Genomic DNA, 25,247 nt, shown 5'->3' on the forward strand with positions numbered 1-25,247 from the left:
CCCTCCCGGTTCGCCGGGAGGGGCCTTCTCGGTCGTACGTCAGCCGGCGATCATCCGGCGCAGCACGTACTGCAGGATGCCGCCGTGCCGGTAGTAGTCCGCCTCACCGGGGGTGTCGATGCGGACCACCGCGTCGAACTCCACGCCGGTGTCGGTGGTGACCTTCACCGTGCGCGGGGTCTCGCCGTCGTTCAGGGCGGTCACACCGGTGATGGTGAACGTCTCCGTGCCGGTCAGCCCCAGCGAGTCGGCCGTCGTGTCGACCGGGAACTGGAGCGGCAGGACACCCATGCCGATCAGGTTGGAGCGGTGGATCCGCTCGTACGACTCGGCGATGACCGCCTTGACGCCGAGCAGCATGGTGCCCTTCGCGGCCCAGTCGCGGGACGAGCCGGAGCCGTACTCCTTGCCGGCCAGCACCACCAGCGGCACGCCCGCCGCCTGGTAGGCCACCGAGGCGTCGTAGATCGAGGTCTGCTCGCCGGTCAGGTGGTTGACGGTGACGCCGCCCTCCACCCCGGGGACCAGCTGGTTGCGCAGCCGGATGTTGGCGAACGTGCCCCGGATCATCACCTCGTGGTTGCCGCGGCGGGAGCCGTACGAGTTGAACTCGTGCCGCGCCACACCGTGCTCGGCCAGGTACCTGCCCGCGGGCGAGTCCGCCTTGATCGAGCCGGCCGGGGAGATGTGGTCGGTGGTCACCGAGTCACCGAGCTTGGCCAGCACGCGAGCGCCGTCGATGTCGGTGACGGCCTTCGGCGCACGCTCCATGCCCTCGAAGTACGGGGGCTTGCGCACGTACGTCGAGTCACCGTCCCAGGCGAAGGTGTCGCCGGTCGGGGTCGGCAGCGACTGCCAGCGCTCGTCACCGGCGAAGACGTCGGCGTACGCGGAGCTGAAGCCGGTGGCGCCGATCGCCGAGGCGATGACGTCCTGGATCTCGGCGGTGCTCGGCCAGATGTCGCGCAGGTAGACCGGCTCGCCGGCGCTGTCCTCACCGATCGGCTCGTTGGCCAGGTCGATGTCCATCGTGCCGGCCAGCGCGTACGCGACCACCAGCGGCGGGGACGCCAGGTAGTTCATCTTGACGTCCGGGTTGATCCGGCCCTCGAAGTTGCGGTTGCCGGAGAGCACCGAGACGACCGAGAGGTCGGCCTCGTTCACCGCGGCGGAGATCTCCTCCGGCAGCGGGCCGGAGTTGCCGATGCAGGTGGTGCAGCCGTAGCCGACCAGGTGGAAGCCCAACTTCTCCAGGTACGGCGTCAGGCCGGCGCGCTCGTAGTAGTCCATGACGACCTTGGACCCGGGGGCCAGGGTGGTCTTCACCCACGGCTTGCGGTTCAGGCCGCGCTCCACGGCGTTGCGGGCCAGCAGGGCCGCGCCGATCATCACCTGCGGGTTGGAGGTGTTGGTGCAGGAGGTGATCGCGGCGATCACCACCGCGCCGTGGTCCAGCTCGAACTCGGTGCCGTCGGCGCCGGTGACCCGGATCGGGTTGGTGGCCCGCCCGCCCGCGCCCACCGCGGCGGTCTCGAGGTCACGCGGGGCGTCGGCCGGGTCGTTGACGCCGTTGGCGGGGGAGTCGCTGGCCGGGAAGGACTCGGCGCTGGCCTCGTCGGCGTGGCCCTCCACCCCGAACGGCTTCTCCAGCTGCGGTACGCCCGACTTGCGACCCGGGTCGCCGCCGGTCTCGTCGGCGGCCACGTAGTCCTTGAGCGCCGAGCGGAACAGCGTCTTGGCGCTGCCCAGCGGCACCCGGTCCTGCGGGCGCTTCGGGCCGGCCAGGGACGGCTCGATGGTGCTCAGGTCCAGCTCCAGGCGCTCCGAGTACTCCGGCTCCGCGGCCGGGTCGTGCCAGAGGCCCTGCTCCTTGGCGTACGCCTCGACGAGCGCCACCTGCTGCGGGTCGCGGCCGGTCAGCTCCAGGTAGCGGACGGTCTCGCCGTCGATCGGGAAGATCGCCACGGTGGAGCCGTACTCCGGCGACATGTTGCCGATGGTCGCGCGGTTGGCCAGCGGCACGGCGCTCACGCCCGGGCCGTAGAACTCGACGAACTTGCCGACCACGCCGTGCTTGCGCAGCATCTCGGTGATGGTGAGCACCAGGTCGGTCGCGGTGGTGCCGGCCGGCATCTCACCGGAGAGCTTGAAGCCGACGACCCGCGGGATCAGCATGCTGACCGGCTGGCCGAGCATCGCGGCCTCGGCCTCGATGCCGCCGACGCCCCAGCCCAGGACGCCCAGGCCGTTGACCATCGTGGTGTGCGAGTCGGTGCCGACCACGGTGTCCGGGTAGGCCTGGCCGTTGCGCTCCATGATCGTGCGGGCCAGGTACTCGATGTTGACCTGGTGCACGATGCCGGTGCCGGGCGGGACCACCTTGAACTCGTTGAAGGCGGTCTGGCCCCAGCGCAGGAACTGGTAGCGCTCCTTGTTGCGCTCGTACTCCAGCTCGACGTTGCGCGCGAACGCGTCCTCGCGGCCGAACAGGTCGGCGATCACCGAGTGGTCGATGACCAGCTCGGCGGGGGCGAGGGGGTTCACCTTGGTGGCGTCGCCGCCCAGGTCCCGGACGGCCTCGCGCATGGTGGCCAGGTCGACCACGCACGGCACGCCGGTGAAGTCCTGCATGAGCACCCGCGCCGGGGTGAACTGGATCTCCACGCTCGGGTCGGCGGTGGGGTCCCACGCGCCGAGCTGGCGGATGTGGTCGGCGGTGATGTTCGCGCCGTCCTCGGTCCGCAGCAGGTTCTCCAGCAGGATCTTCAAGCTGTACGGCAGCCGGTCGTGGCCGTCCACCTTGTCGATCTTGAAAATCTCGTAGCTCGCGTCTCCGACGCGCAGCTGGCTCTTCGCACCGAAGGTGTCGAGGCTCGCCACGTCGTACTCCTTCACACCAGCGACCGTGAGTAGTCCTGAGCAGTCTGTCGCACCGGTACGGGTGCCGCCGAGGTTAGGCAACACTTACCCGCGTACCGGCTCAACAAAACCGTACGTCCGTCTTGCTATTCGCGCAACCTCGTGCCATGGTCGGGCCGAGGAGGCACATCGATGATCCACCACGTACAACTCGCCTGCCCGCGCGGCTCCGAGGACGCCTCCCGGGCCTTCTACGTCGGCCTGCTCGGCATGACCGAGAAGCCCAAGCCGCCCGTCCTCGCCGCCCGCGGCGGATGCTGGTTCACCGGGTACGGGGCCGAACTGCACCTCGGCGTCGAGGACGACTTCCGGCCCGCCCGCAAAGCCCACCCCGCGCTGCTCCGCCCCGACCTGGACGACCTGGCTGCCCGGCTCGCCGCCGCCGGGGCGCCCGTCACGTGGGGCGACGACGAGCTGCCCGGCATGCGCCGGTTCCACACCGAGGACGCCCACGGCAACCGCCTGGAGTTCCTCGCCCCGAGCGCCTGACCCCGCCACCCGACGGTCCTCCGACGGGTTCGAGAGCCTGCCGCCGTGGTCCGCGCGGCTCTGGAAGAGGCCCCGGCGGCGAATTGCTTCCGTGCCGGCTCGGCGGGCTCGGGCTCTGCCGGCCCGGCGGGCCTGGCGGATTGCGCTCGCACGTCGTCCCGGCGGGCCTGGGAACCTGCGCTTCCGTACCGTCCCGACCTGCCCGCCGGAGTGCGCTCCCCCGCCGTTTCGGCGGCCCGCCGGAGCGGGCTCGCGCGGGTAGGGTTCGAGGCCGGACCGGGGGAGGGCGCGTGCTCGACGTACAACACTGGCTCGTGGCGCTGCCGCCGCTGGCCGTTTACCTGATCGTCGCCGGCGTGATCGGCGTGGAGAGCATGGGCGTTCCGCTGCCCGGTGAGATCACCCTGGTCAGCGCGTCGCTGCTGGCCGCGGCGGGCGTGGTCGAGCCGGAGTGGGTGGCCGGCGCCGCCGCGCTCGGCGCCATCGTCGGTGACTCCGCCGGCTACGCCATCGGGCGCCGCGGTGGCCGCGCCCTGCTGGCGCGGCTGGGTCGGCGCTTCCCGAAACACCTCGGCCCGGCTCAGCTCGCCCGGGCCGAGCTGAGCTTCGCCCGGCACGGGGTCTGGGCGGTGTTCTTCGGCCGCTTCATCGCCCTGCTGCGGATCCTCGCCGGACCGCTCGCCGGTGCCCTGCACGTGCCGTACCGCCGGTTCCTCGTCGCGAACGCGGCCGGCGGGCTGGTCTGGGCCTTCGCCACCACGTACCTGCTCTTCCACCTCGGACGGGTCGCCGAGCACTGGCTCAAGGACGCCTCCTGGATCGGGCTGGGCCTGGCCGTGCTCGCCGGCGTCGGCAGCACCTGGTGGCTGCGCCGACGGGCCCACCGGGCGGTGCACACCGAGCCCGAGCCGGAGCCCGGCGAGGCGGTGTCGGCCCGCAGCCGGTGAACACGACGAAGGGCCGGCCCCCGTGGTGGGGGCCGGCCCTGTCGGTCGGTGTTGCTCGGGTCAGTTGGTGGAGTAGCCGCGGGTGGCGATCCAGTCGGCGAGGTGGTCGACGGTGACTCGGTAGGAGGCCATGTTGGGGTCGGCGCTGTCGGCGATGGTGACGGTGTGTCCGTCGTCGCGGTAGCCGATGACGCTGATGTAGTGGCCGCCTTCGAAGGAGTGGGTGTTGCCGTCGGTGTCGGTGGTGGTGCCGGCGATGTTGGCGACGACGGCGCGTCCGTCGTTGATGGTGCGGACGATGTCCTGGCGCAGCTGGTCGGTCTGCTTGTCGTTGGCGTTGGGGTTGGAGATCTCCACCGAGTGGTAGGCGTTGCTGCCGGTTTCCTTGTTCAGGACGGGGGTGATGTCGTTGATGGAGTTGGTGCCGGCTTCGGTGGTGCCCATTTCCTTGGCCATGGCGTCGACGTTGATGTCCTTGCCCTGGACGGAGAGGGCGTTGCGGGTGGCGGCGGGGCCGCAGTAGTAGAAGTTGGGCTGGGCTTCGTAGCGGACGTTGAGTTCACGCTCGCCGCCGGTGTTCTTGCGGTCCTGGACCTGGCTGGCGGGCTTGGCCTCGGCGGCGTGGGCGGCGATGGCGGGGCCGGCGATGCCGCCGCCGGCGGCGGCGATTCCGGCTGCGGTGAGGACGGTCTTGCGGATCAGATCGGTACGCATGATGTGTGTGCCTCTCTGTTCGGGGGTGCGCGGCGGCCCGCAGGGGGGCGGGTGCCGGAAGGTTGGGGGTGGAGTCCGGCGGCGGTGTGGCCTGCCTGGTGGCTCCGGGGGGTGTGCAACGACCGGGCTGGGCGGGTGATTCCCGGGAACCGGGTCGGTGACGGCCGCGCTTGTGGGGCTGGCGGCGTCGGGAGTGTGCAACGACCGGGGCGGGCTGGTCCTTCCCGGATCCGGGCCGGTGGCCTGGACGGGGGTCCGGTCGGCCGGTGGTCCGGCGGGGCCGGGGGCTCGGGGCCGCGCGGGCGTGCCATGTTCAACGACCCGGGCCGGTCGACGATTCCGCCTCAAGGGTGGCCCCGCCCACGGGACCCGAACCCCCAAACCCGGACACCCCACCCACCCAAACCGGACACGAGGCACGCGCGGAACGGTCGACGCGGAGGGCGCTTGCGGATCTTGGACGATTAGTGCCCCCATAGGGGGCCACAACTCACCAAGATCTACCGGCCCGTCCGGCCGGACGACCGCTCCGGCTGGTGACCGCGTTGATCATGCAGTTGTGGTGCCTCGCGAAAGGCGCGAATGCGCCCGTTCTGGGCACCACAACTGCATGATCGCCGGGTGCCTGGCGTTTTTCGGCACGGCTTGCGGGAATGCGCCGGGCGGCTGGGAAGCGTGACGATCGGAGGCGACGCTTGCTTCCGACGCCGCCGGCCAACGGACCCGAGAGGAGTCGCCCTGTGTCGCAGCACGGCCTGCCGAGCGTGGCGCAGCGGCCCACCCCGGTCGCCGGCGCGCCGCTCTACTGTGACGCGCGGGAGTTCGGGTTGCAGGGCGACGGGGTGACCAACGACCAGCCGGCGCTCTCCGCGCTGGTGGACCGGCTCGGTGACGGGTACGCGATCGACGGCCGGGCGCGGGTCATCTACTGCCCGCCGGGGCTCTACTCGATCCGCGACGCGGGCACGGTCTGGCGCAGCGGGGTGTCGCTGGTCGGAGCGGGTCCCCGGGCCACCCGGTTCCTGCTCAGCAACGAGGGCAACCGGGCGGACCCCACGCCGTTGGCGTACTGGACGACGGTGCAGCACGGCGCGGACCGGGACCGGCACATCGCCGACTGCATGTTCGCCGACTTCGAGATCGACGGGTCGGGCGTGGCGATGGCCGAGTACAGCTACCTCGCCAAGGGGTTGGGCCTGCAGTACGTCGTCCGTGGTGTCTTCCGCAACCTCTACATCCACCACACGGGGGCGACCGGGCTGGGCTGTGACTTCCTCCAGGACAGCCTCATCGACGGGTGTGTGGTCGTCGGCTGCGGCCGGCTGGACAACGGCCGGCAGATCGGTGGTGCCGGCATCGGCGTCGGCATCGGCGGCTGGGGAGACGTGGAGCGGCTCACCATCGCCAACTGCACCACCATCGCGAACGGCACCAACGGGATCTTCCTGGAGCTTCAGAAGGACTACTGGGCGCAGCCCCGGGGCTACCGCATCGTCGGCTGTCACAGCCAGGCCAACCGCTTCGGCATCTCCGACTGGGGTGCCGACGGGCTGATCGTGTCGGCCTGCACGCTCACCGGCAACCTGGAGGCCGGGTTCGACGTCTCCGCGAACGGCACCGCGGGCATCGCCGGCCGGGGCGGCCTACTGACCGACTGCGTCATCGACCGCAACGTCGGCGACGGGATCAGCGTGGGCAACACCCCGGGGCCGTACATCATCCGAGGCAACCGGATCAGCGGCAACGGCGGGTTCGGCTACCACCAGCACGACCTCGGCAACGGGTACGAGGGTGTCGCGTCGGACATGGTCATCGACAGCAACGAGTTCTGGGACAACGGCCTCGACGGGATCCGGATCGACCGGCCCGTGTCGGACGCGACCGTGGTGAACAACCGCATCCGCAACAACGGGCGCCGCTGCGCGCCGGCCACGTCCGGCGGGGGCGAATCCGTGCGGTACGGCCTCCGGTCGATGAGTGACCGGACGGCGAGCTGGCCCGTCGACGGCCACCGGGGCAAGGTGCTGCGGGTGGGGTCCCGGACGGCGGTGGTCGCCGGCAACTCCGACACCGAGCTGGACCTCGCGGCGGTGCGGCCGGATGAGCGTGTCGCGTGGAACGAGGACACCCCGGCGCCCGGCACCCCCTACGAGTTGCCGGAGCCGCCGCAGATCCGTGCCGGCATCACGATCAACGCGGCGTTCGACGCGTCGACGGTGCGCGGCAATCGGATCTGGGACCACCACGACGACCAGACCCAGACGTACGGACTCTGGATCACCTCGCAGGGCAGCTGTGTGGACTGCCGGATCGTGGACAACGACTTCGCCGACAACGTCGTCGGATCGGTCCGCCTGGACACACCGCTGGTGGGCGGCCTGTGGGATCGCAACTACCAGGAGCGCGGCTGACGCTGGGCGCGGGTCAGGCGTCGTCGGCGCTCGCCGTGGCCTCCGCGTGTCGGGCGCGCAGCCGTTCCCGGATCTCCTCCGGGCTGTACGCGCGTCGCCGCCGCTCGGCTCGTGCGATCACCACTCCGGTCGCCGCCACGCCGGCGAGGCCGGCCAGCCCGAGCACCTTCCACCACCGCATCGGTCGCCGCATCGGCTCAGGGTAGACCGCGGACCTCCGTCAGCCGGGGCGCGACACCCGCTGGACGACACCGGTGCCGGACACGAGCCGGTCGACGTGGTCGGACCACCCGTCGGCGGGCAGCAGCCGGCGTGGCTCCCTCGCCTGGCACACCAGCACCCGGCCGGCGAGCGTGTCGTCGGTCGGGAGGGTGGCGACGGAATCGGTGTCGATCACTGGCGTCGGAGTTGCCCATCGGGGGACCGATCCGCCTAGTGTGGACGCCTATGAGCATCAGCCTGGACGAGGCGGTGGAGCTGACCCGTACCGGCGACGTGTGGGTGTTCCGCGGTCGCAGCGTGCCGGACCGGGCGATCCAGTTCACCACGAACAGCCCGGTCAATCACGTCGGCATGGCGGTGGTGCTCGACGACATGCCACCGCTGATGTGGCACGCCGAGCTGGGCCGGTCCCTGCCCGACCTGTGGTCCGGCACCCACCAGCGGGGAGTGCAGCTGCACGACCTGCGGGACGCGGTCTGCGTCTGGGCCAACCGCTACGGGCAGCGGGCGTGGCTGCGGCAGCTCGACCCGCCGGCCGACGCGGAGATGGAGAAGGCGGTGCTGCGGGCGATCGCCCGGCTGGACGGCACGCCGTTCCCGTCCACCGCCCAACTCGCGTGGCGGTGGCTGCGCGGGCGGGCGCCGAAGCCGCCCCGGCTGCCCCGCCTCACGCTCGGCCCCGAGGCCCGTCCCGCGCCCCGGGCGTCGGCGGGTGGTTCGGACCGGGCCCTGGAGACGGCCTACTGCGCCGAGGTGGTGGCGGTGACCTACGAGGCGATGGGCCTGCTGCCCACGGGCCGGCGTCCGAACTGGTACGACCCGGGCCGGTTCTGGAGCGGCGATGACCTCGGTCTGGCGGCCGGTGCGCGGCTCGGCAGCGAGATCGAGGTGCGCGTTCCGGCGCGTTGAGGTTTGGTCGGGCCGCTGACCGGCAAAGACTTCCGCCGTGAGAGCCTCCGCCGACCTGGGCACGCTGACCGACTTCTTCGACCGGTACGGCGCCGCGTTGACCGGTGCCGACCTGCCGGCCGTCGCGGGGTGCTACGCCCTGCCGGGGCTGGTGGTGGCCGACGCGTACAGCTTCTCGTTCACCTCGCTGACGGCGGTGGCGCTGTCGTTCGTCGGCGCGGCGCCGGACTACCAGGAGCGTGAGCTGGTCGCCGCGCACGCCCTCATCGAGGACGTGCAGCCGGTCTCCGCGCTGCTCACCATGGTCGCGGTGGAGTGGGAGTTCCTCGACTCCCGCGGTCAGCGGGTGCCCGGGGAGCGTTACCGCTACCTGCTGCGCAGCACCCCGACCGGTCCGGCGATCTGCACCGTCGTCCGCACCGGCTGACCGGCCGTGCCGCCTGGCCACCCGTTTTCCGACATGCCTGGGCCGGTCGGCCCGATCCCGGTCGTCGACGTTCCGCGTGGTCGCCACCGCTGACTACGCTGCGGGTCGGCTCGGAGGAGAGGGGACGCATGCCCGTGCGGCCTGCCGGACCACGGGAACCGGGGACCGCGCCCAAGGTGGTGGCCTCGGTGCCGTGGATCATCGTGGTGCTCGTCGTCGTGACCCTGGTGACGATCGTGCTCGTCGCGTCGCTGTCCTTCCGGGGGCGTGAGCCGGAGCCCTCCGGCGCCGACCTGCCGCCACTCGCCCTGCCGATCACGCCGCCGACGGTGACCGCCTCCGCCAGCGGATCGCCTCTCCCGTCGGGCCGGCAGACGGCGCAGTCCCGGCCGTCCCGGTCAGCGACGCGCTCCGCGCCGGCCTCCCGCGCGCCGTCCCGTACGCCTGCCGCGTCGCTCGCGGCGGAGCAGCCGCTCGCCGACGGCGGCGCGGTGGTGGCGACCTACCGGGTCCGTGACGCCGACCGCGACAGCGTCGAGGCGGAGCTTCTGGTGACCAACGACACCGCCCGCGCCGAGGAGTGGACGGTGCGCCTCGATTTCGGGGCCGCGGTGCGGGGTGTGCGCGTGGTCAGCGGCGGCGGTGTCTCACTGACCAGCCAGGGTGACGGCCGGTACCTGTTGAGCGGCAGGCAGCCGCTCGGCGCCGGCGCGTCCGTGGAACTGGGCCTTCACCTGAACCTCCGAGCGGGGGCCGACGTGCGCACCGGCTGCGTGGTCAACGGCGACGAGTGCGTCCTCGCCTGAACCGCTACGCTCACCGGGCGCCGCGCGAGGGGGAGGAAGATGTCGGGGACCGGTAGTACGCCGCGATCGTCGGAGGGCCGGGCCATCGCGTCCTCGCCCTGGATCGTGGTGTTCGCTGGGGTGGTCGTGATGCTCGTGCTGATGGTGGTGGCCCTCGGCACGTACCGCGGCCGTGGCCCGACCGTGGAGGTGTCGCCGGGCCCGCACGTGGCGCTGCCGCTGGTCCCGCCGTCGGACACCGCCGAGCCCGACGCCAGCGCGAGCGGTGCGACCCCGGTCGCGCCGTCGCGATCGTCGTCGACCGCCTCGGCCCGGCCGTCGCCGTCGTCGGCCGGACCGTCCGCCGGCGGCCCGGTCCCCACGACGTCGCCGACCCGGTCGGCGGTGCCCACGGTGACGTTGCGGGCGTCCACCGCGCCGGCGGCGCCGCCCACGGTGACCGGGCAGTACGACGTGGAGCAGCGGTTCTCCGGCGGCTTCATCGGCGAGGTGAGAATCAGCAACGTATCGGGGAGCCGTCAACCCTGGACGGTGGAGCTGGACTTCTCCGGCAAGCGGATCGTCACCGCCTGGGTGTTGAACACGGGCCAGGGGACGCTGCGCCGCGGCGACGACGGGGTTTACACGTACCGCGGCGGGGTCGACCTCGCTCCGGGCGCGTCGGCGCGTCTGCAGTTCCACGTGGACGGCAGCAGCACCACCCCGAACCGGTGCGTCGTCAACGGCACCGGCTGCGGCGGTCTCTGAACCCGCCTCATCGGACGGGCCCCGCCATCGGCGGGGCCCGTCGTCGTCGTGCGTCCCGCGTGGCGGATCGCGGCCCCGGCCACCATCCTTCCGCAAGGAGACTGTCGTGTTACAGCGATGTTTGCAAGGTATTGCAGAACCTTTCGGCAACGGCTAGCGTGCGGGCCAATCAGCGACCAGAGGAAGGCCGTCGATGAAACCCCCGCCGATGCCGCGCAAGGCCCTGCTCGCCCTCGCCAGCCTGCTCACCCTCACCCTCGTCGGCACTCCCGTCGCCGTCCGGCAGCTCTCCTCGGACACCGGCGACACGACCACCGCCTCCGTGACCGCCGCCGGCGCCGCCCAGTGGCGCACCGAGCCGTCCGCCGAGAAGCTGCTGGCCGCAGGCCGGGACGCCGCCAAGGCGGAGCAGTTCTACTTCGTCCTGCCGGACCGGTTCGCCAACGGTGACCGGCGCAACGACCGCGGTGGGCTCAGCGGCGACCGGCTGCGCACCGGGCTCGACCCGACCGACAAGGGCTTCTACCACGGTGGCGACCTCAAGGGCCTGATGGACCGGCTCGACTACGTCCAGGGGCTGGGCACCACCGCCCTCTGGCTGGCGCCGGTGTTCAAGAACCGTCCGGTGCAGGGCCGAGGCGACGACGTCTCGGCCGGCTACCACGGCTACTGGATCACCGACTTCACGCAGGTCGACCCGCACTTCGGCAGCAACGAGGACCTGAAGAAGCTGGTCCGGCTCGCCCACCAGCGCGGCATCAAGGTCTACCTCGACATCATCGTCAACCACACCGCCGACGTCATCACGTACGAGCAGGGACGCAACTCGTACGTGGACAAGGCGACCTCGCCGTACCGGGACGCGCAGGGACGGCCGTTCGAGGACCGCAACTACGCCGATGGCACCCGGGCGTTCCCCTCGGTGGACAAGACGTCCTTCCCGTACACGCCGACGTTCGAGACGCCGGCGGACGCGACGGTCAAGGTCCCCGCCTGGCTGAACGACCCCACCATGTACCACAACCGCGGTGACTCGACCTTCGCGGGCGAGAACAGCGAGTACGGCGACTTCTTCGGCCTCGACGACCTGTGGACCGAGCGTCCGGAGGTGGTGCGCGGCATGACGAAGATCTACGCGGACTGGGTGACCGGCACCGGGGTGGACGGGTTCCGCCTGGACACCGTCAAGCACTCCAACCTCGACTTCTGGCCGCAGTTCAGCCAGGGCATCGAGCGGGCCGCCGACCACGCCGGCAAGCCGGACTTCTTCATGTTCGGCGAGGTCTACAGCGCCGACCCCGAGGTGACCTCCACGTACGTGCGGCGCGGCGGCCTGCCGGCGACCCTCGACTTCGCGTTCCAGGAGGCGGCGCGCGGCTACACCGCCGGGGCCGGCTCCGCCAAGGCCCTCGCCGACGTGTACGCCCGCGACGACCTGTACGCCGCCCGGGACACCGACGCCAACCGGCTCACCACCTTCCTCGGCAACCACGACATGGGCCGGATCGGCTCGTTCATCGCCGGCGGCGGCACCGACCCGGCCACCCACCTCCGCCGTGACCAGCTCGCCCACCAGCTGATGTTCCTCACCCGGGGCCAGCCGGTCGTCTACTCCGGCGACGAGCAGGGCTTCACCGGCCCGGGCGGTGACAAGGACGCCCGGCAGGACATGTTCGCCTCGGCGGTGCCCGACTACCTCGACGACGACCTGCTGGGCACCGCCCGCACCCACGCCGTCGACCAGTACGACCGCACGCACCCGCTCTACCGCACCATCGCCGAACTCGGCGCGCTGCGTCGGGCCCACCCGGCGTTGCGCGACGGTGTCCAGGTCACCCGCCACGCGGCCGACGGCCCCGGCGTCTTCGCCTTCTCCCGCGTCGCGCCGGCCGAGCGCACCGAGTACGTCGTCGCGGTGAACAACGCCGACACCCCGCAGACTGTCACCGTGGACACCTGGTCGGCCGGCACCACCTTCGCCGGCATCTACGGGGCCGCCGGGAGCACCACCGCGGGCGCCGACGGCACGCTGACCCTGACCGTGCCGCCGCTGTCCGCGGTGGTGCACCGTGCCGGGCGGCCGATCCCCCAGCCCACCGGCGCGCCCACGATCACCATCACCGAGCCGGCGCCGGACACCCCGGTCGCCACCCGCGCCGCGGTCACCGCCCAGGTCAGCGGCGACCCGCTGGCCACCGTCACGGTCGCCGCCCGAGTCGCCGGCGGCCCGTGGACGCTCCTGGGCAGCGCGCACCACGCCCCGTACACGGTGCACCACGACCTGACGGGCCTGGCCGGCGGCACCCGGATCGAGTACAAGGCGGTGGCCCGCGACGGGCGCGGCCGGACGGCCACCGCCCGCTCCACGGCCACCGTGGGCACCCCCGCGCTCGGCGGCTCCCGGGACTGGGCGGTCGTGCACTACCAGCGGCCGGCCGGCGGGTACGACGACTGGCGTCTCTACGCCTGGGGCGACATCGACCCCGCGTACGTCACGCAGTGGCCGCAGGGCCAGCCGTTCGCGGGGGAGGACTCCTACGGCCGGTTCGCCTGGGTGAAGCTCAAGCCGGGCGCGACGTCGGTGGGCTTCCTCGTCATCGACGCCGACGGCGACAAGGACGTCGCCCAGGACCGGAGCATCGACGTGACGCGGACCGGTGAGGTCTGGCTCAAGCAGGGCGACCCGACGATTTACCCGACCCGGCAGGCCGCCACCGGCGAGCCCGACCCACCGGTCGAGGAGGGCACGGCCGTCATCCACTACCGGCGTGCCGACGGCACCTACGACGGCTGGGGCCTGCACCTCTGGGACGGCGCCGCCAACCCGACCGAGTGGTCCGACCCGATGGAGCCGACCAGCGTCGACGCCTTCGGCGCGGTCTTCCGGGTGCCGTTGGCCGCCGGCGCCACCGGGCTGAACTACATCGTGCACCGCGGTGACGAGAAGGACCTGCCGCAGGACCAGCGGCTCGACTTCGCCAGCGCCGGACGGGAGGTCTGGCTGCTCGCCGCGACCCCGGGGTACCTGGTGCCGTCGACGACCAGCGGCGTCTCCGCCGACCTGGACATCACCAAGCAGAAGGCGCACTGGATCGACCGGTCCACCGTCGCCTGGTCCGCCGGGCCCACCGACGGCCGCCGGTACGCCCTGGTCACCGCCCCGACCGGCGGGGTGAGCGTGGTCGACGGCGAGCTGTCCGGGACGTACGCCACGCTGCCGCTCACCGCGCTGCCTAACGGACTGACGGAGGCCCAGCGGGCGCGGTTCCCGCACCTGTGGGCCCACGGCGCCTTCGCGCTGGACCGGGCCGACCTGGCCCGGGTGCCGGACGCGCTGCGGGGGCAGCTGCTGGTGACCGAGCGGGACGCGCAGGGGCGGCTGCTCGCCGCCACCGGCGTGCAGATCCCCGGGGTGCTCGACGACGTCTACGCCCGCGCCGTGGACGCGCGTCTCGGGCCGACGTTCGCCGGACGGGTGCCCACCCTGTCGGTCTGGGCGCCCACCGCCCGGGACGTGGCGTTGGAGCTCTTCGACTCACCCACGGCCGCGCCCCGCACGGTCGCGATGCGCCGCGACGACCGCACCGGGGTCTGGTCGGTGCGGGGCGACCGGGACTGGACCGGCCGCTACTACCGCTACCGGGTGCGGGCCTGGCAGCCGGCGGCCCAGCGGGTCGTCACCGCCGCGGTGACCGATCCCTACTCGGTCGCGCTCGCCCCCGACTCCACCCATAGCCAGCTCGTCGACCTCGGCGATCCGTCGCTCGCCCCGGCGGGGTGGTCCGCGCTGCGCAAGCCGGCGGCCGTGCCGTCGAGCCGGGCGCAGATCTCCGAGCTGTCGGTCCGCGACTTCTCGATCGCCGACGCCTCGGTGCCGGTGCAGCGCCGGGGCACGTACCTCGCCTTCACCGACCCGTCCACGACGGGGATGAAGCACCTCACGGCGCTCGCCACGGCGGGCGTGACCCACCTGCACCTGCTGCCCGCGTTCGACTTCGCCACCATCCCGGAGCGCCGGGCCGACCAGGCGCAGCCCGCCTGTGACCTCGCCGCGCTGCCGCCGGACTCGCCCGAGCAGCAGCGGTGCGTGGCGGCGGTCGCCGAGACCGACGGCTACAACTGGGGGTACGACCCGCTGCACTACACCGTGCCGGAGGGCGGCTACGCCGTCGACCCGGCCGGCGCGGCGCGGACCACCGAGTTCCGGCGGATGGTCGCCGGGATCAACGGCGCCGGCCTGCGGGTGGTCCTGGACGTCGTCTACAACCACACGTCGGCGGCCGGAACCGACCCGAAGTCGGTGCTCGACCAGATCGTGCCCGGCTACTACCACCGGCTGCTGGACGACGGGTCGGTGGCGAACTCCACCTGCTGTGCGAACACCGCCCCGGAGCACGCCATGATGGACAAGCTCGTGGTGGACTCGCTGGTCACCTGGGCGAAGGCGTACAAGGTCGACGGCTTCCGGTTCGACCTGATGGGCCACCACCCGAAGGCCAACATCCTCGCGGTGCGCGAGGCCCTCGACCGGCTGACCCTCGCGCGGGACGGCGTGGACGGCCGGTCGATCCTGCTCTACGGCGAGGGCTGGAACTTCGGCGAGGTCGCCGACGGCGCCCGGTTCGTCCAGGCCACCCAGGCCAACATGGCCGGCACCGGCGTCGGCACCTTCAACGACCGGCTCCGCGACGCGGTACGCGGCGGAGGCCCCTTCGACGCCAACCCCCGCGCCCAGGGCTTCGCGTCGGGGCTGTTCACCGACCCGAACGGTGACCCGGTCAACGGCAGCGCCGCCGAGCAGCGGGCCCGCTTGCTGCACCAGCACGACCTGATCAAGGTCGGGTTGACCGGCAACCTGCGGGGCTACCGGTTCACCAACTCGGCGGGCGAGCAGGTCACCGGGGCACAGGTCGACTACAACGGTTCGCCGGCCGGCTACACGGCGGCGCCGGGCGAGGCGGTCACCTACGTCGACGCGCACGACAACGAGATCCTGTACGACGCGCTGGCGTACAAGCTGCCGCAGGGCACCTCCGCGGCGGACCGGTCGCGGATGCAGGTGCTGGCGTTGAGCACCACCGTGCTGGGCCAGGGCACCGGGTTCGTGACCGCCGGCAGCGAGCGGCTGCGCTCGAAGTCGTTGGACCGTAACTCGTACAACTCGGGGGACTGGTTCAACCAGATCCGCTGGGACTGCGCCCAGGGCAACGGCTTCGGAGCGGGGCTGCCGCCCGCGGCCGACAACGAGGACAAGTGGTCGTACGCTCGACCGCTGCTCGCCGACCCGGCGCTGGTGCCGGGCTGCGCGGCGATCGACACCACCGACGCCCGGTACGCGGAGCTGCTGCGGGTCCGCGCGTCCTCGCCGGTCTTCGGGCTGACGAGCGCGGACGAGGTGCAGCGCCGGGTCGCGTTCCCGCTGTCCGGCACGGCGGAGACCCCCGGGGTGCTCACCATGACGCTCGACGGTCGGGGCCTGGACCGGCGTTGGGCGTCCGTGACGGTCGTCTTCAACGGCACCCCGCGGGCGGCGACGCAGCGGCTGCCCGGGCTGCGCGGCGCGGACGTCTCGCTGCACCCGGTGCTGCGGACGTCGGCCGATCCGGTGCTGCGGAGCGCGTCGTTCGAGTCGTCGACCGGCACGTTCACCGTGCCGGCGCGCAGTGTGGCGGTGTTCGTGCAGCAGCGCTGACACCCGGACGCGGACCGGCCCCCTCCCGCTGGTGCGGGAGGGGGCCGGTCCCTGTCTCGACCCGTCGTGCCGCGGTGGCGGCCGTACGTTGCCCGAGGGCGGTCAGCCGAAGCAGTTGGGCGGCGTGGCCGGGCTGCCGAGGCAGTTGGTCGGCCGGTTGGCGGTGACCGCCGACTTGTCGTCGATGATCACGCCCGAGGTGAAGGTGAAGATGCCACCCGGCGGCCGCGTCGCGAAGTTGTGGGCGACCTTCGTCTTGTCCAGGTTGACCTGGCCGAAGAAGTTGAAGATGCCCCCGGCGACGCCCAGCGGACCGACCGCCCGGTTGCCGACGACCTCGCTCTTGCGCAGGACCGTGATGCTGCGCTCGTTGAACAGGCCGGCGCCGAAGAAGGCGGCGACGTTGTCCTTGATGCTGGTCTCCTCGATCGTGGCGTTGCTGCCGAACGCCACCGCCAGGCCGCCACCGACACCGATGGTGCTGTTGGCCTCGACCTTGACCCCGGTGAGGCTCAGCGAGCTGTCGGCCACGGCGAGACCGCCGCCGGCGACCAGGGCGGTGTTGCGGCTGATCGTGGAGTGCTTCACGGTGGTGTTGCCCTCGATGTCGAGGATGCCGCCGCCGAAGCCGATCGTCTCGTTGCCGGTGATCTCGGTCTTCTCGACCCAGACCGTGCCGCCGTCGACGTCGTCGGTGAAGATCCGCGCCGCGCCGTTGGAGATACCGGCGCCGCCGATGCCCGCCTGGTTGTCCTTGACCTTGGCCTCGTACACCTTGAGCACACCGGCGTTGAAGATGCCGCCGCCGAAGAAGAAGGCGGTGTTGTCGGCCACCGTGCTCTTGCTGATCCGGGTGGTGCCGAAGTTGGCCAGGCCGCCGCCGTTGCCGCCGGACTGGTTCTGCACGATCTCGGTCTTCTCGATGTCGGCGGTGCCGCCCGGCTGCACCAGGATGCCCGCGCCGTCGTTGAAGCCCGGGTACTCCACCAGCGTGGAGACGCCGTCCTCGCCCGCCTTCGGCGTGGCCTTCGGCACGGCCTTCAGGGCGGTCCGCTGCGCGACCTCCACCGGCTTGCCGGCCTTGGTCGCCGCCGCGGTGGCCTCGCCGGAGGCGGAGTACGCCGACCAGACCGCCGCCGGCTCCGGTGCCATGAGCCGGTTGAGGGTCTGGCCGCCCTTGATGGTCAGGTCCTTGAGCGTCAGGTGCCCGCCGGGACCGACGTTGAGGATCCGGAAGTACTGGGCGGTGGCGTCCCGGACGATCTTGGTGTCGTGACCCTTGAGGGTGACGTTCTCCGTGATCGTCGGCAGGCCGTTGCCGTACTCGTCGGTGCGGGTCAGGTTGTAGGTGCAGTTCTTCGCGAGCTCGAGCGTTCCGCCGTGGTTCTCGTTGGCGAAGACGATCGCCTGGATCAGCTTGTCCGAGTCGCAGGGCACCTCCTTCCCGCGCTCGTCGTGCTTGCGGTCCTTGTCCTTGTCCTTGTCGTAGTCGTCCTTGCCGTGCCGGTCGCGTCCCTCGCCACCCTGGTCGCCGTCCCGGCTGACCTGGGCGGTCGCCCAACGCAGGCCGTCCGCGCCAGCCGCGCCGGCACCGGTGGCGACACCGACGGCGGCGAGACTGACCACGCCGGTGAGCCCGGCAACACCGCTGACGAGCCAGCGCCTGCGGCGGGTCTTCGCCCCGCCGGCCGGCTCCGCGGCTTCGTTGTTGGTTAGGTAGTTGGACATCGGAGCTCTCTGCCCTCTCCTCGTACCAGACAGGGTCGCCCCACCTCAGGCGGCGTCCCCTGCTACAAATCGGTTGTAGCTCCCGAAACCCAACTTATGAGAATGTTCTTCGTCTCGTGGTCATATCCGAAAGAACCCCGCATTAGGTTCACGTCCGGGCCTAGCGGGCACGGTGCGACCGTGAGGGGCCTGACCAGACGAGGACGCCCTGCGGAGTCCGGGCGGGCATGGACGCCCCTGCGGAGTCCGGGCGGGCATGGACGCCACAAACGGGGAGCGCCCCTCCGCGCCGGTGAAGCGGCGCGGAGGGGCCTCCCGTTATGTGGATCAGCCACCAGCCGGTTCAGGCGAAGCAGCGCGGAACGTTGAAACAGTTGGTCGGGCGGTTGCCGGTGACGGCGGACTTGTCGTCCAGCTCCGTCTCGCTGCTGGGCGAGTTGAAGATTCCGCCCGGCGGCAGGGTGGCGAAGTTGCCCGCCACCTTCGTCTTGCTCAGGATGACCCGGGCGTCGAAGATGGTGAAGATGCCGCCGCCGATGCCCAGCGGCCCGACGGCCCGGTTGCCGACCACCTCGCTGTTGCGCAGCGTGACGGTGCTGTCCTCGACGAACAGCCCGGCCCCGAAGAACCCGGCGACGTTGTCCTTGATGGCGCTGTCCTCGATGGTCGCGGCGCTGTCGAAGGCCACCGCGAGACCGCCACCGACGCCGACCGTGCTGTTCTTGGCGACGACCGAGTGCTTGAGCGTGAGTTGGCTGTCGGCGGCCGCGACGCCGCCACCGGCGACCACCGCCGTGTTGTCGGTGACCTTCGAGTACTCCAGGGCGGTGTCGCCCTCGACGTCCAGGATGCCGCCGCCGAAGCCGATGGTCTTGTTACCGACGACCTCGCTCTTGTAGAGCCAGAACGCGCCGCCGTCGACCTCGTCGGAGAGGAGACCCGCCGCCCCGTTGGCGACGCCGCCACCGCCGATCCCGGCCTGGTTGTCCTTGATCTTGGACTCGTCCACCTGGAGCACGCCGGCGTTGAAGATCCCGCCGCCGTAGAGGAAGGCGGTGTTGTCGGCCACGGTGGTCTTGCTCAGTCGGGTGTGGCCGAAGTTGGCCAGCCCGCCGCCCTTGCCGCCGGACTGGTTGCGAACGATCTCGCTGTGCTCGATGTCGGCCCGGCCGCCCGGCTGGACGAGGACACCCGCGCCGTCGTTGAACTCCGGGTACTCCACCAACGGATTCGCGTCCGTGGCCGCCGCCCCGGTCGCGGGCGCCGCAGCCGGCGCCGCGGCGGCGGTCGGCTTCGCGGCCCCCCTGGCCTTGACCGTGTCGGCCTCCAGCGTGGCGACGTTGCCGGCCTTCGCCGTCGCGGTCAGCTGGCCGGAGTTCGAGTAGCGCGACCAGACCTCGGCCGGCGGTTGCGCGGGAGCCCGGTTGAGGGTCTGGCCGCCCTTGACCGTCAGGCCCTTGAGGACGAGGTGTCCACCGGGGCCGACGTTGAGGATGCGGAAGTACTGAGCCGTCGCGTCCCGGACGATCTCGGTGTGGTCACCCTTGAGGACGACCTCCTGGGTGATCACCGGCAGACCGTTGCCGTACTCGTCGGTCCGGGTGAGCTTGTAGGTGCAGTTCTTGGCCAGGTCGAGCGTCGCGCCGTGGTTCTCGTTGGCGAAGACGATGGCCTGGATCAGCTTGTCGGTCTCGCAGGGCACCTTCTTGGTCCGGTCCTTGTGCTCCCGGTCCTTGCCCTTGCCGCGGTCGTCCTGGCCGCCCCACTCGCCGCCCCGGTCCTCCTCGCCCTTGCCCTCGTCGCCGCCCTCGTCCGCCTTGCCGGCGTCGCTGACGTTCTGCTTCTGCGTGGAGGACTGGGCATCGGAGAGCCGGTCCGGGCTGCCGGACCCGTCGTTGCGGGCGGCGAGCCCACCGAGCGCCGCCAGGCCGACCACGCCGGTCAGCCCGGCCACGCCGGCGGCCACCCAGAGTTTCCGCCGCCCGGATCTCGGCGGGGCCGCCATGGCTCCGCCGTCGGGATTCGTTACGTCATTGGACATCAGAGCCTTCCGCCCTTTCCTGCTACCAGACGGTTCGCACCCACCGAAGGCGGCGCGATCAGCTACAAAACGGTTGCAGCCTCTGATGCCCACCGTATGAGAAGGATCCTCGCGACAAGGATGTATCCGAAAAAAGCCCGCATTACTCTCAGATCGGGCGGAACGCGAGTAGCCGGGTGTGCCGGGCAGGAAGTGTCTGACCTGCGTAAACACGCACCCGACGGGGACGAACGGGAGCCTCGGCCGGGCGCGGAGACGGGACAGGGCCCTCTCCGGCAATGCGGAGAGGGCCCTGTCGGGTCCGTACGGTTCCGGCCCGCCGGGAAAGGCGGGGCGGGCGGATCAGCCGGGCAGGCGCGGGCCCGCCTCACGCTGTGCGGCCAGCCAGGTCTCCACCTCGTCGGCCGCGCGTGGCAGCCCGGCCGAGAGGTTCACCGCGCCGGTCGCGGTGACCAGCACGTCGTCCTCGATCCGGACGCCGATGCCGCGCAGCTCCTCGGGCACCAGCTCGTCCTCCGGCTGGAAGTAGAGCCCCGGCTCGACGGTGAGCACGTAGCCCTCGCCCAGCGTGCCGTCGCGGTACTTCTCCTTGCGCGCGTTCGAGCAGTCGTGGACGTCGATGCCGAGCATGTGCCCGAAGCCGTGCAGCGTCCACCGGCGGTAGACCGTCGACTTCTCGTCCATCGCCTCGTCCACGCTCACCGGCAGCAGGCCGAGGTCGGCCAGCCCCTCGGCGAGCACCCGCATGCAGGTCAGGTGGACGTCGCGGAACTTCACCCCGGGCTTGATCACGTCGATGCCGGCCTGCTGCGAGGCGTACACGATGTCGTACACCTGCCGCTGAAGCGGGCTGAACCGGCCGTTGACCGGCACCACCCGGGTGACGTCCGCGGTGTAGAGGTGTCGGTTCTCGACACCCATGTCCATGAGCAGCAGCTGACCCGGGCGGGTGGTGCCGTGGTTGTGCACCCAGTGCAGGATCGTGGCGTGCTCGCCGGCGCCGACGATCGAGCCGTAGCCGACGTCGTTGCCGTCGTGCCGGGCGCGCAGCCCGAAGACACCCTCCAGCAGCCGCTCGGAGATCCCCCGGTCGGCGGGGAGCACCCGGGCCACGTCCTCGAAGCCGCGGACCGTGGCGTCGATGGCGTCCTGGAGCTGAGCGATCTCCCACTCGTCCTTGACCAGCTTCAACTCCGAGATCGCGGCGGCCAGCTCACGGTCGCGGGGCGGCTGACCCTCCACGCGGGGGCCGTCGTACGGGCGTACCGCCGCGTCGACGCCCGCGTCGAAGCCCCGCAGCACCCGGGTGCGCCCCGGCGCCAGGTCGGCCAGCGCCGCGTCCAGCTCGGTGAGGTCCGCCGTCGGCAGGCCCAGCTCGGCGGACTTCTCGCCCAGCGTGTGCCGCCGGCCCACCCACAGCTCGCCGTGCCGGCTGCGGAAGAACTCGTCGGTCTCGCGCGAGGAGCGGGGGCGCATGTACAGCGTGGCGTCGTGCCCGGAGCCGTTCGGCCGCAGCACCAGCACGCTGTCCGGGTCGTGGTCGCCGGTCAGGTACGCGAAGTCACTGCCCGGCCGGAACGGGTAGGCGGTGTCGTTGGCGCGTACCTTCTCCGTGCCGGTGGGGATCACCAGCGTCTCGCCCGGGAAGGCCGCCGACAGGGCCGCCCGGCGCTTGGCGTAGTTGGGCACCTCCGGCCGGGGACCCACGGGCAGCTCGGTGTCCCGCCAGCCCTGCCGCATGAACGACAGGAACGCCTCCGGAAAGTCCGGATCGTGTGATTCGGTGCCATCGGCCTTCGTACCGTCGACCTTCGTGGCGTCGGTGCGCTCCTCGGCCATGCTCCGCTCCCTCCGCGTCGATGCTGGCCCCGACCGTACTCCCCCCGCCGGCGGCGGTGGAGCCGGCCAGGGGAGCGCTCCGGATCGCCGGACGGCCGCGACCGCCGCCCGGCACGCGTGGGAAGATGACCACCATGTGCGGACTCCTGGCCTTCTTCAGCGCGCGCGGCGACGCCGCCGCGCACCGCGACCACATCGCCGGCGCCCTGGAGTGCCTGCACCACCGTGGCCCCGACGAGACAGGGGTCGAGGTGGTCGGGGACGCCTCCGGTCGGTACGCGGACGGCGTCTTCGCGCACAAGCGTCTCGCGATCATCGATGTGGCCTCCAGCCACGAGCCGCTGCCGTACGCCGACGGTCGCTACCTGCTGACCTTCAACGGCGAGATCTACAACTACATCGAGCTGCGCGACGAGCTGGTGCGCGACTTCGGCGCCCGGTTCGCGACCGCCGGTGACGGCGAGGTGATCGTGGCGGGCTACCACCACTGGGGCGAGCAGGTGCTCACCCGGCTGCGGGGCATGTTCGCCTTCGTCATCTGGGACCGGCAGGAGCGGCGGGCGTTCGGCGCGCGCGACTACTTCGGCATCAAGCCGCTGCACTACCTGGAGACCGCCGACGGGCTCTACCTCGCCTCGGAGAAGAAGGCGCTGCTGCCGTTCGCGCACTCCAACTACCAGGGCGACGCGGGCGTCGACACCGCCAACCTCAGCCACTACCTGACGCTGCAGTACGTGCCGGAGCCCGGCACGCTGCACAAGGGGATCAGCCGGATCGGGTCGGGCGAGTACCTGACCTGGACCCCCGGCGGGCGGATCGACGTGCGGCGCTGGTACCGGCCGGTGTTCCGGCCCGCGCCCGTCGACGACGAGCAGAAGCTGTTCCACGAGATCCGGGAGACGCTGCGCGAGAGCGTCCGGATCCACATGCGCTCGGACGTGCCGGTGGGCTCGTTCCTCTCCAGCGGCATCGACTCCACCGCGGTGGTGGCACTGGCCCGGGAGTTCAACCCGAACATCCTCACCTTCACCGTCGGTTACGACGTGCCCGGCTACTCCGAGATCGACGTCGCCCAGGAGTCGGCCCGTCACCTCGACGTGACCACCATCCCGACGAAGATCGGGCCGCAGGACATGATCGAGGCGCTGCCCAAGATCGTCTGGCACCTGGACGACCCGGTGGCCGACCCGGCCCTGGTGCCGCTCTACTTCGTCGCGAAGAAGGCGGCCGAGCACGTCACGGTCGTGCTCTCCGGCGAGGGCGCGGACGAGTTCTTCGGCGGCTACACGATCTACCGCGAGCCGCTGTCGCTGAGCTCGGTCAACGGCCTGCCCGGCGGTGTGCAGAAGGGGCTGCGCGCGGTCTCCAAGGCGATCCCGCAGGGCGTGAAGGGCAAGAGCTTCCTGGAGCGTGGCACCACGCCGATCGAGGAGCGCTACTACGGCAACGCCCGGATGTTCACCGAGGAGGAGAAGCAGCACCTGATGCGCCGCTACGACCCCTCGGTGCGCTACACCGACGTCACCGCCCCGATCTACGCCGAGTGCACCGAGCTCGACGACGTCACCAAGATGCAGTACGTCGACCTCTACACCTGGCTGCGCGGCGACATCCTGGTCAAGGCCGACCGGATCTCGATGTCCCACTCGCTCGAGGTGCGGGTGCCGTTCCTCGACCGCGAGGTCTTCGACGTGGCGGCCAAGATCCCGGTGGACCTGAAGCTGCCGCCGCGCTCCGACGCCACCAAGTACGCGATGCGCCAGGCGTTGCAGGGCGTCGTGCCCCCGGCGATCGTCAACCGCAAGAAGCTGGGCTTTCCGACCCCCACCCGGGTCTGGCTGCGCGGCGAGATGTACGAGTGGGCCCGGCACGTGCTGGCCACCTCCGGCGCGGGCGACCTGCTCGACCTGTCGTACGCGCTGCGCCTGCTGGAGGAGCACAAGAACGAGGAGGCCGACCACTCCCGCAAGGTGTGGACCGTGCTGATCTTCTGCATCTGGCACGCGATCTTCGTGACGAAGACCCTCGACCCGGGCATCCAGCGCAACCAGTCCGCCCTGCTCACCAAGCCGGTGGTCGGCAGCATGGTCCGCTGACCCCGCGCTCATCGATCCTGCCGATCAAGAGGTTTGCGTCATCCGGAGGCCTTCCGATGACGCAAACCTCTTGATCATGTGGACGAGGTGTCAGCGGCCGGTGCAGGTCACCGTGGGCAGGGTGTTGGTGCCGGTGCTGTTCGCCAGGAAGCCGAACGTGGTCGTCCCCTCCGGGGCGACCGTGCCGTTCCAGGAGACGTTGCTCGCCGTCACCGCCGCGCCGGACGTCGTCTGGGTCGCGTTCCACACCTGACTGATCGACTGCCCCGAGGGCCAGGTCCAGGTGGCCGTCCACCCGGACCAGGTCGAGCTGCTGTGGTTCATCAGCATGACCTCGCCCTGGAAGCCGCCCTGCCAGGCGTTGACCACCCGGTAGACCGCCATGCAGTCACCGCTGTGCGGCGGCGGCGTGGTCGGGTCCGGCGGGGGAGTGGTCGGGTCCGGCGGCGGCGTGGTCGGGTCCGGCGGCAGGGTGCCGCCGGGGCCCACCCCGGTGACCTGGCCGTTGCCGCCGTCGAAGGTGACGTCCGAGCAGCCGAAGAAGTTCTCCTGGCTGTCCGAGCGCACCCACCGCGAGTAGATGATGTGCCGCCCGCTCTTGCCCGACGGCAGGTTGCCGCTGAAGTAGTAGTGCCCGTCGTTGGTGCCCACCGCGCCGCGCTGCGGCGGGTTGGTCACCGTCAGGAACGGCTGCTCCTCCAGGTCACTCCACGCCAGGGCCCGGGTGGGGCTCCAACTGTCCTTGGTGACGTAGAAGTAGAAGGTGCCCGGGTGGTGGGCCCAGTTGCTGTACCGGAACTCCATCCGGGCGCCGGCGGTCAGGTGGGTCAACGGCCAGTCGTTGCGGGCCAGGTTGTAGCCGGTGTAGCCGGGGTTGCCGCCGCTGCACAGCTGCCCGTCGGGGATGAAGCCGACGGTCCGCCCGCCGGCGTCCGACCGGAGCACGCTGAACCAGTTGTAGAGCGAGTTGGCGCCGCTCTGCGCCACGGCGGCGGAGCAGGCGGGGTTGTTCGGGCGGATCTCGCCGGTCTGGCTGAGGCCGTCCTTCCAACACAGGAAGGTCCGGCTGCCCGGGGTCATCGCGGCGCCGTGCGCGGCGGCCGGCTCCGGGCGGCTGACCAGGGCGAAAGCCCCCACCGCGAGGGTCAGGGCCGCGACGAGCAACGCGGCGGTACGGGGACGGTTCACGGGTTCTCCTGACTCGCGGGGCGTGCCCTGCGGACCGCCTCCCGCGTCGCGGGGTGGCCCGACCGCCCCGCT

Annotated in this window: 17 protein-coding genes; 9 read left to right on the forward strand and 8 right to left on the reverse strand. The window is 71.6% G+C overall.

Annotated features, from left to right (window positions below; all coding sequences use genetic code 11):
* Nucleotides 1-39: 39 nt before the first annotated feature.
* Nucleotides 40-2,895, reverse strand: a complete 2,856-nt coding sequence (locus tag ACIBTV_RS28370) for an aconitate hydratase (RefSeq protein WP_396709757.1) — start codon at nt 2,893-2,895, stop codon at nt 40-42.
* A gap of 156 nt (nt 2,896-3,051) precedes the next feature.
* Between ACIBTV_RS28370 and ACIBTV_RS28375 the strand changes: the two genes are divergently transcribed.
* Nucleotides 3,052-3,408: a VOC family protein gene (locus ACIBTV_RS28375; RefSeq protein WP_396709759.1), complete on the forward strand. Its 357-nt coding sequence runs from the start codon at nt 3,052-3,054 to the stop codon at nt 3,406-3,408.
* Between the two features lie 290 nt (nt 3,409-3,698).
* Nucleotides 3,699-4,355: a DedA family protein gene (locus ACIBTV_RS28380; protein ID WP_396709760.1), complete on the forward strand. Its 657-nt coding sequence runs from the start codon at nt 3,699-3,701 to the stop codon at nt 4,353-4,355.
* A gap of 60 nt (nt 4,356-4,415) precedes the next feature.
* Here the strand turns inward: ACIBTV_RS28380 and ACIBTV_RS28385 are convergent, their stop codons facing one another.
* Entirely contained in the window at nt 4,416-5,069 is a 654-nt protein-coding gene (locus ACIBTV_RS28385) for a C39 family peptidase (RefSeq protein ID WP_396709762.1), read from the reverse strand.
* Between the two features lie 740 nt (nt 5,070-5,809).
* On the opposite strand from ACIBTV_RS28385, the gene ACIBTV_RS28390 reads away from it, so the two are divergent.
* Complete coding sequence (locus tag ACIBTV_RS28390; protein ID WP_396709764.1) at nt 5,810-7,480, forward strand: right-handed parallel beta-helix repeat-containing protein; 1,671 nt, start codon at nt 5,810-5,812, stop codon at nt 7,478-7,480.
* 13 nt (nt 7,481-7,493) lie between these two features.
* On the opposite strand, the gene ACIBTV_RS28395 is transcribed toward ACIBTV_RS28390, so the two are convergent.
* The gene (locus ACIBTV_RS28395; RefSeq protein WP_396709766.1) at nt 7,494-7,673 is read right to left on the reverse strand and encodes a hypothetical protein; all 180 of its coding nucleotides are present in this window, start codon (nt 7,671-7,673) and stop codon (nt 7,494-7,496) included.
* Between the two features lie 27 nt (nt 7,674-7,700).
* Nucleotides 7,701-7,877, reverse strand: a complete 177-nt coding sequence (locus tag ACIBTV_RS28400; RefSeq protein ID WP_396709768.1) for a hypothetical protein — start codon at nt 7,875-7,877, stop codon at nt 7,701-7,703.
* A 50-nt stretch (nt 7,878-7,927) separates the two neighbouring features.
* Between ACIBTV_RS28400 and ACIBTV_RS28405 the strand changes: the two genes are divergently transcribed.
* From ACIBTV_RS28405 to pulA, 5 genes are all read left to right on the forward strand, one after another.
* Complete coding sequence (locus ACIBTV_RS28405) at nt 7,928-8,611, forward strand: hypothetical protein (protein ID WP_396709769.1); 684 nt, start codon at nt 7,928-7,930, stop codon at nt 8,609-8,611.
* A gap of 37 nt (nt 8,612-8,648) precedes the next feature.
* Complete coding sequence (locus ACIBTV_RS28410; RefSeq protein WP_396709770.1) at nt 8,649-9,038, forward strand: hypothetical protein; 390 nt, start codon at nt 8,649-8,651, stop codon at nt 9,036-9,038.
* A 128-nt stretch (nt 9,039-9,166) separates the two neighbouring features.
* The gene (locus ACIBTV_RS28415; protein WP_396709772.1) at nt 9,167-9,844 is read left to right on the forward strand and encodes a hypothetical protein; all 678 of its coding nucleotides are present in this window, start codon (nt 9,167-9,169) and stop codon (nt 9,842-9,844) included.
* 129 nt (nt 9,845-9,973) lie between these two features.
* The gene (locus ACIBTV_RS28420; protein WP_396709774.1) at nt 9,974-10,591 is read left to right on the forward strand and encodes a cellulose binding domain-containing protein; all 618 of its coding nucleotides are present in this window, start codon (nt 9,974-9,976) and stop codon (nt 10,589-10,591) included.
* Between the two features lie 193 nt (nt 10,592-10,784).
* Nucleotides 10,785-16,283, forward strand: a complete 5,499-nt coding sequence (gene pulA / locus ACIBTV_RS28425; protein WP_396709776.1) for a pullulanase-type alpha-1,6-glucosidase — start codon at nt 10,785-10,787, stop codon at nt 16,281-16,283.
* 102 nt (nt 16,284-16,385) lie between these two features.
* On the opposite strand, the gene ACIBTV_RS28430 is transcribed toward pulA, so the two are convergent.
* The 3 genes from ACIBTV_RS28430 to ACIBTV_RS28440 all read right to left on the reverse strand — a co-directional run bounded on the left by ACIBTV_RS28430 (nt 16,386) and on the right by ACIBTV_RS28440 (nt 21,891).
* A complete protein-coding gene (locus ACIBTV_RS28430; RefSeq protein ID WP_396709777.1) occupies nt 16,386-18,011 on the reverse strand; it encodes a right-handed parallel beta-helix repeat-containing protein in 1,626 nt (541 codons plus the stop codon).
* Nucleotides 18,012-18,354: 343 nt separating this feature from the next.
* Complete coding sequence (locus tag ACIBTV_RS28435) at nt 18,355-20,052, reverse strand: right-handed parallel beta-helix repeat-containing protein (protein WP_396709779.1); 1,698 nt, start codon at nt 20,050-20,052, stop codon at nt 18,355-18,357.
* 342 nt (nt 20,053-20,394) lie between these two features.
* Nucleotides 20,395-21,891, reverse strand: coding sequence for an aminopeptidase P family protein (locus ACIBTV_RS28440; RefSeq protein WP_396709780.1), 1,497 nt, complete (start codon nt 21,889-21,891; stop codon nt 20,395-20,397).
* A gap of 134 nt (nt 21,892-22,025) precedes the next feature.
* Between ACIBTV_RS28440 and asnB the strand changes: the two genes are divergently transcribed.
* Nucleotides 22,026-23,987 carry an asparagine synthase (glutamine-hydrolyzing) gene (gene asnB / locus ACIBTV_RS28445; protein WP_396709782.1) on the forward strand — a complete coding sequence of 654 codons (1,962 nt, stop codon included), beginning with the start codon at nt 22,026-22,028 and terminating at the stop codon, nt 23,985-23,987.
* A gap of 90 nt (nt 23,988-24,077) precedes the next feature.
* Here asnB and ACIBTV_RS28450 read toward each other — a convergent pair whose 3' ends face one another.
* On the reverse strand, nt 24,078-25,175 hold the full coding sequence (locus ACIBTV_RS28450; RefSeq protein ID WP_396709784.1) for a lytic polysaccharide monooxygenase: 1,098 nt from the start codon (nt 25,173-25,175) through the stop codon (nt 24,078-24,080).
* Between the last annotated feature and the right edge of the window lie 72 nt (nt 25,176-25,247).

Origin of the sequence: Micromonospora sp. NPDC049366 (genome assembly GCF_044466625.1) — a bacterium.
Classification (GTDB): Bacteria; Actinomycetota; Actinomycetes; order Mycobacteriales; family Micromonosporaceae; genus Micromonospora.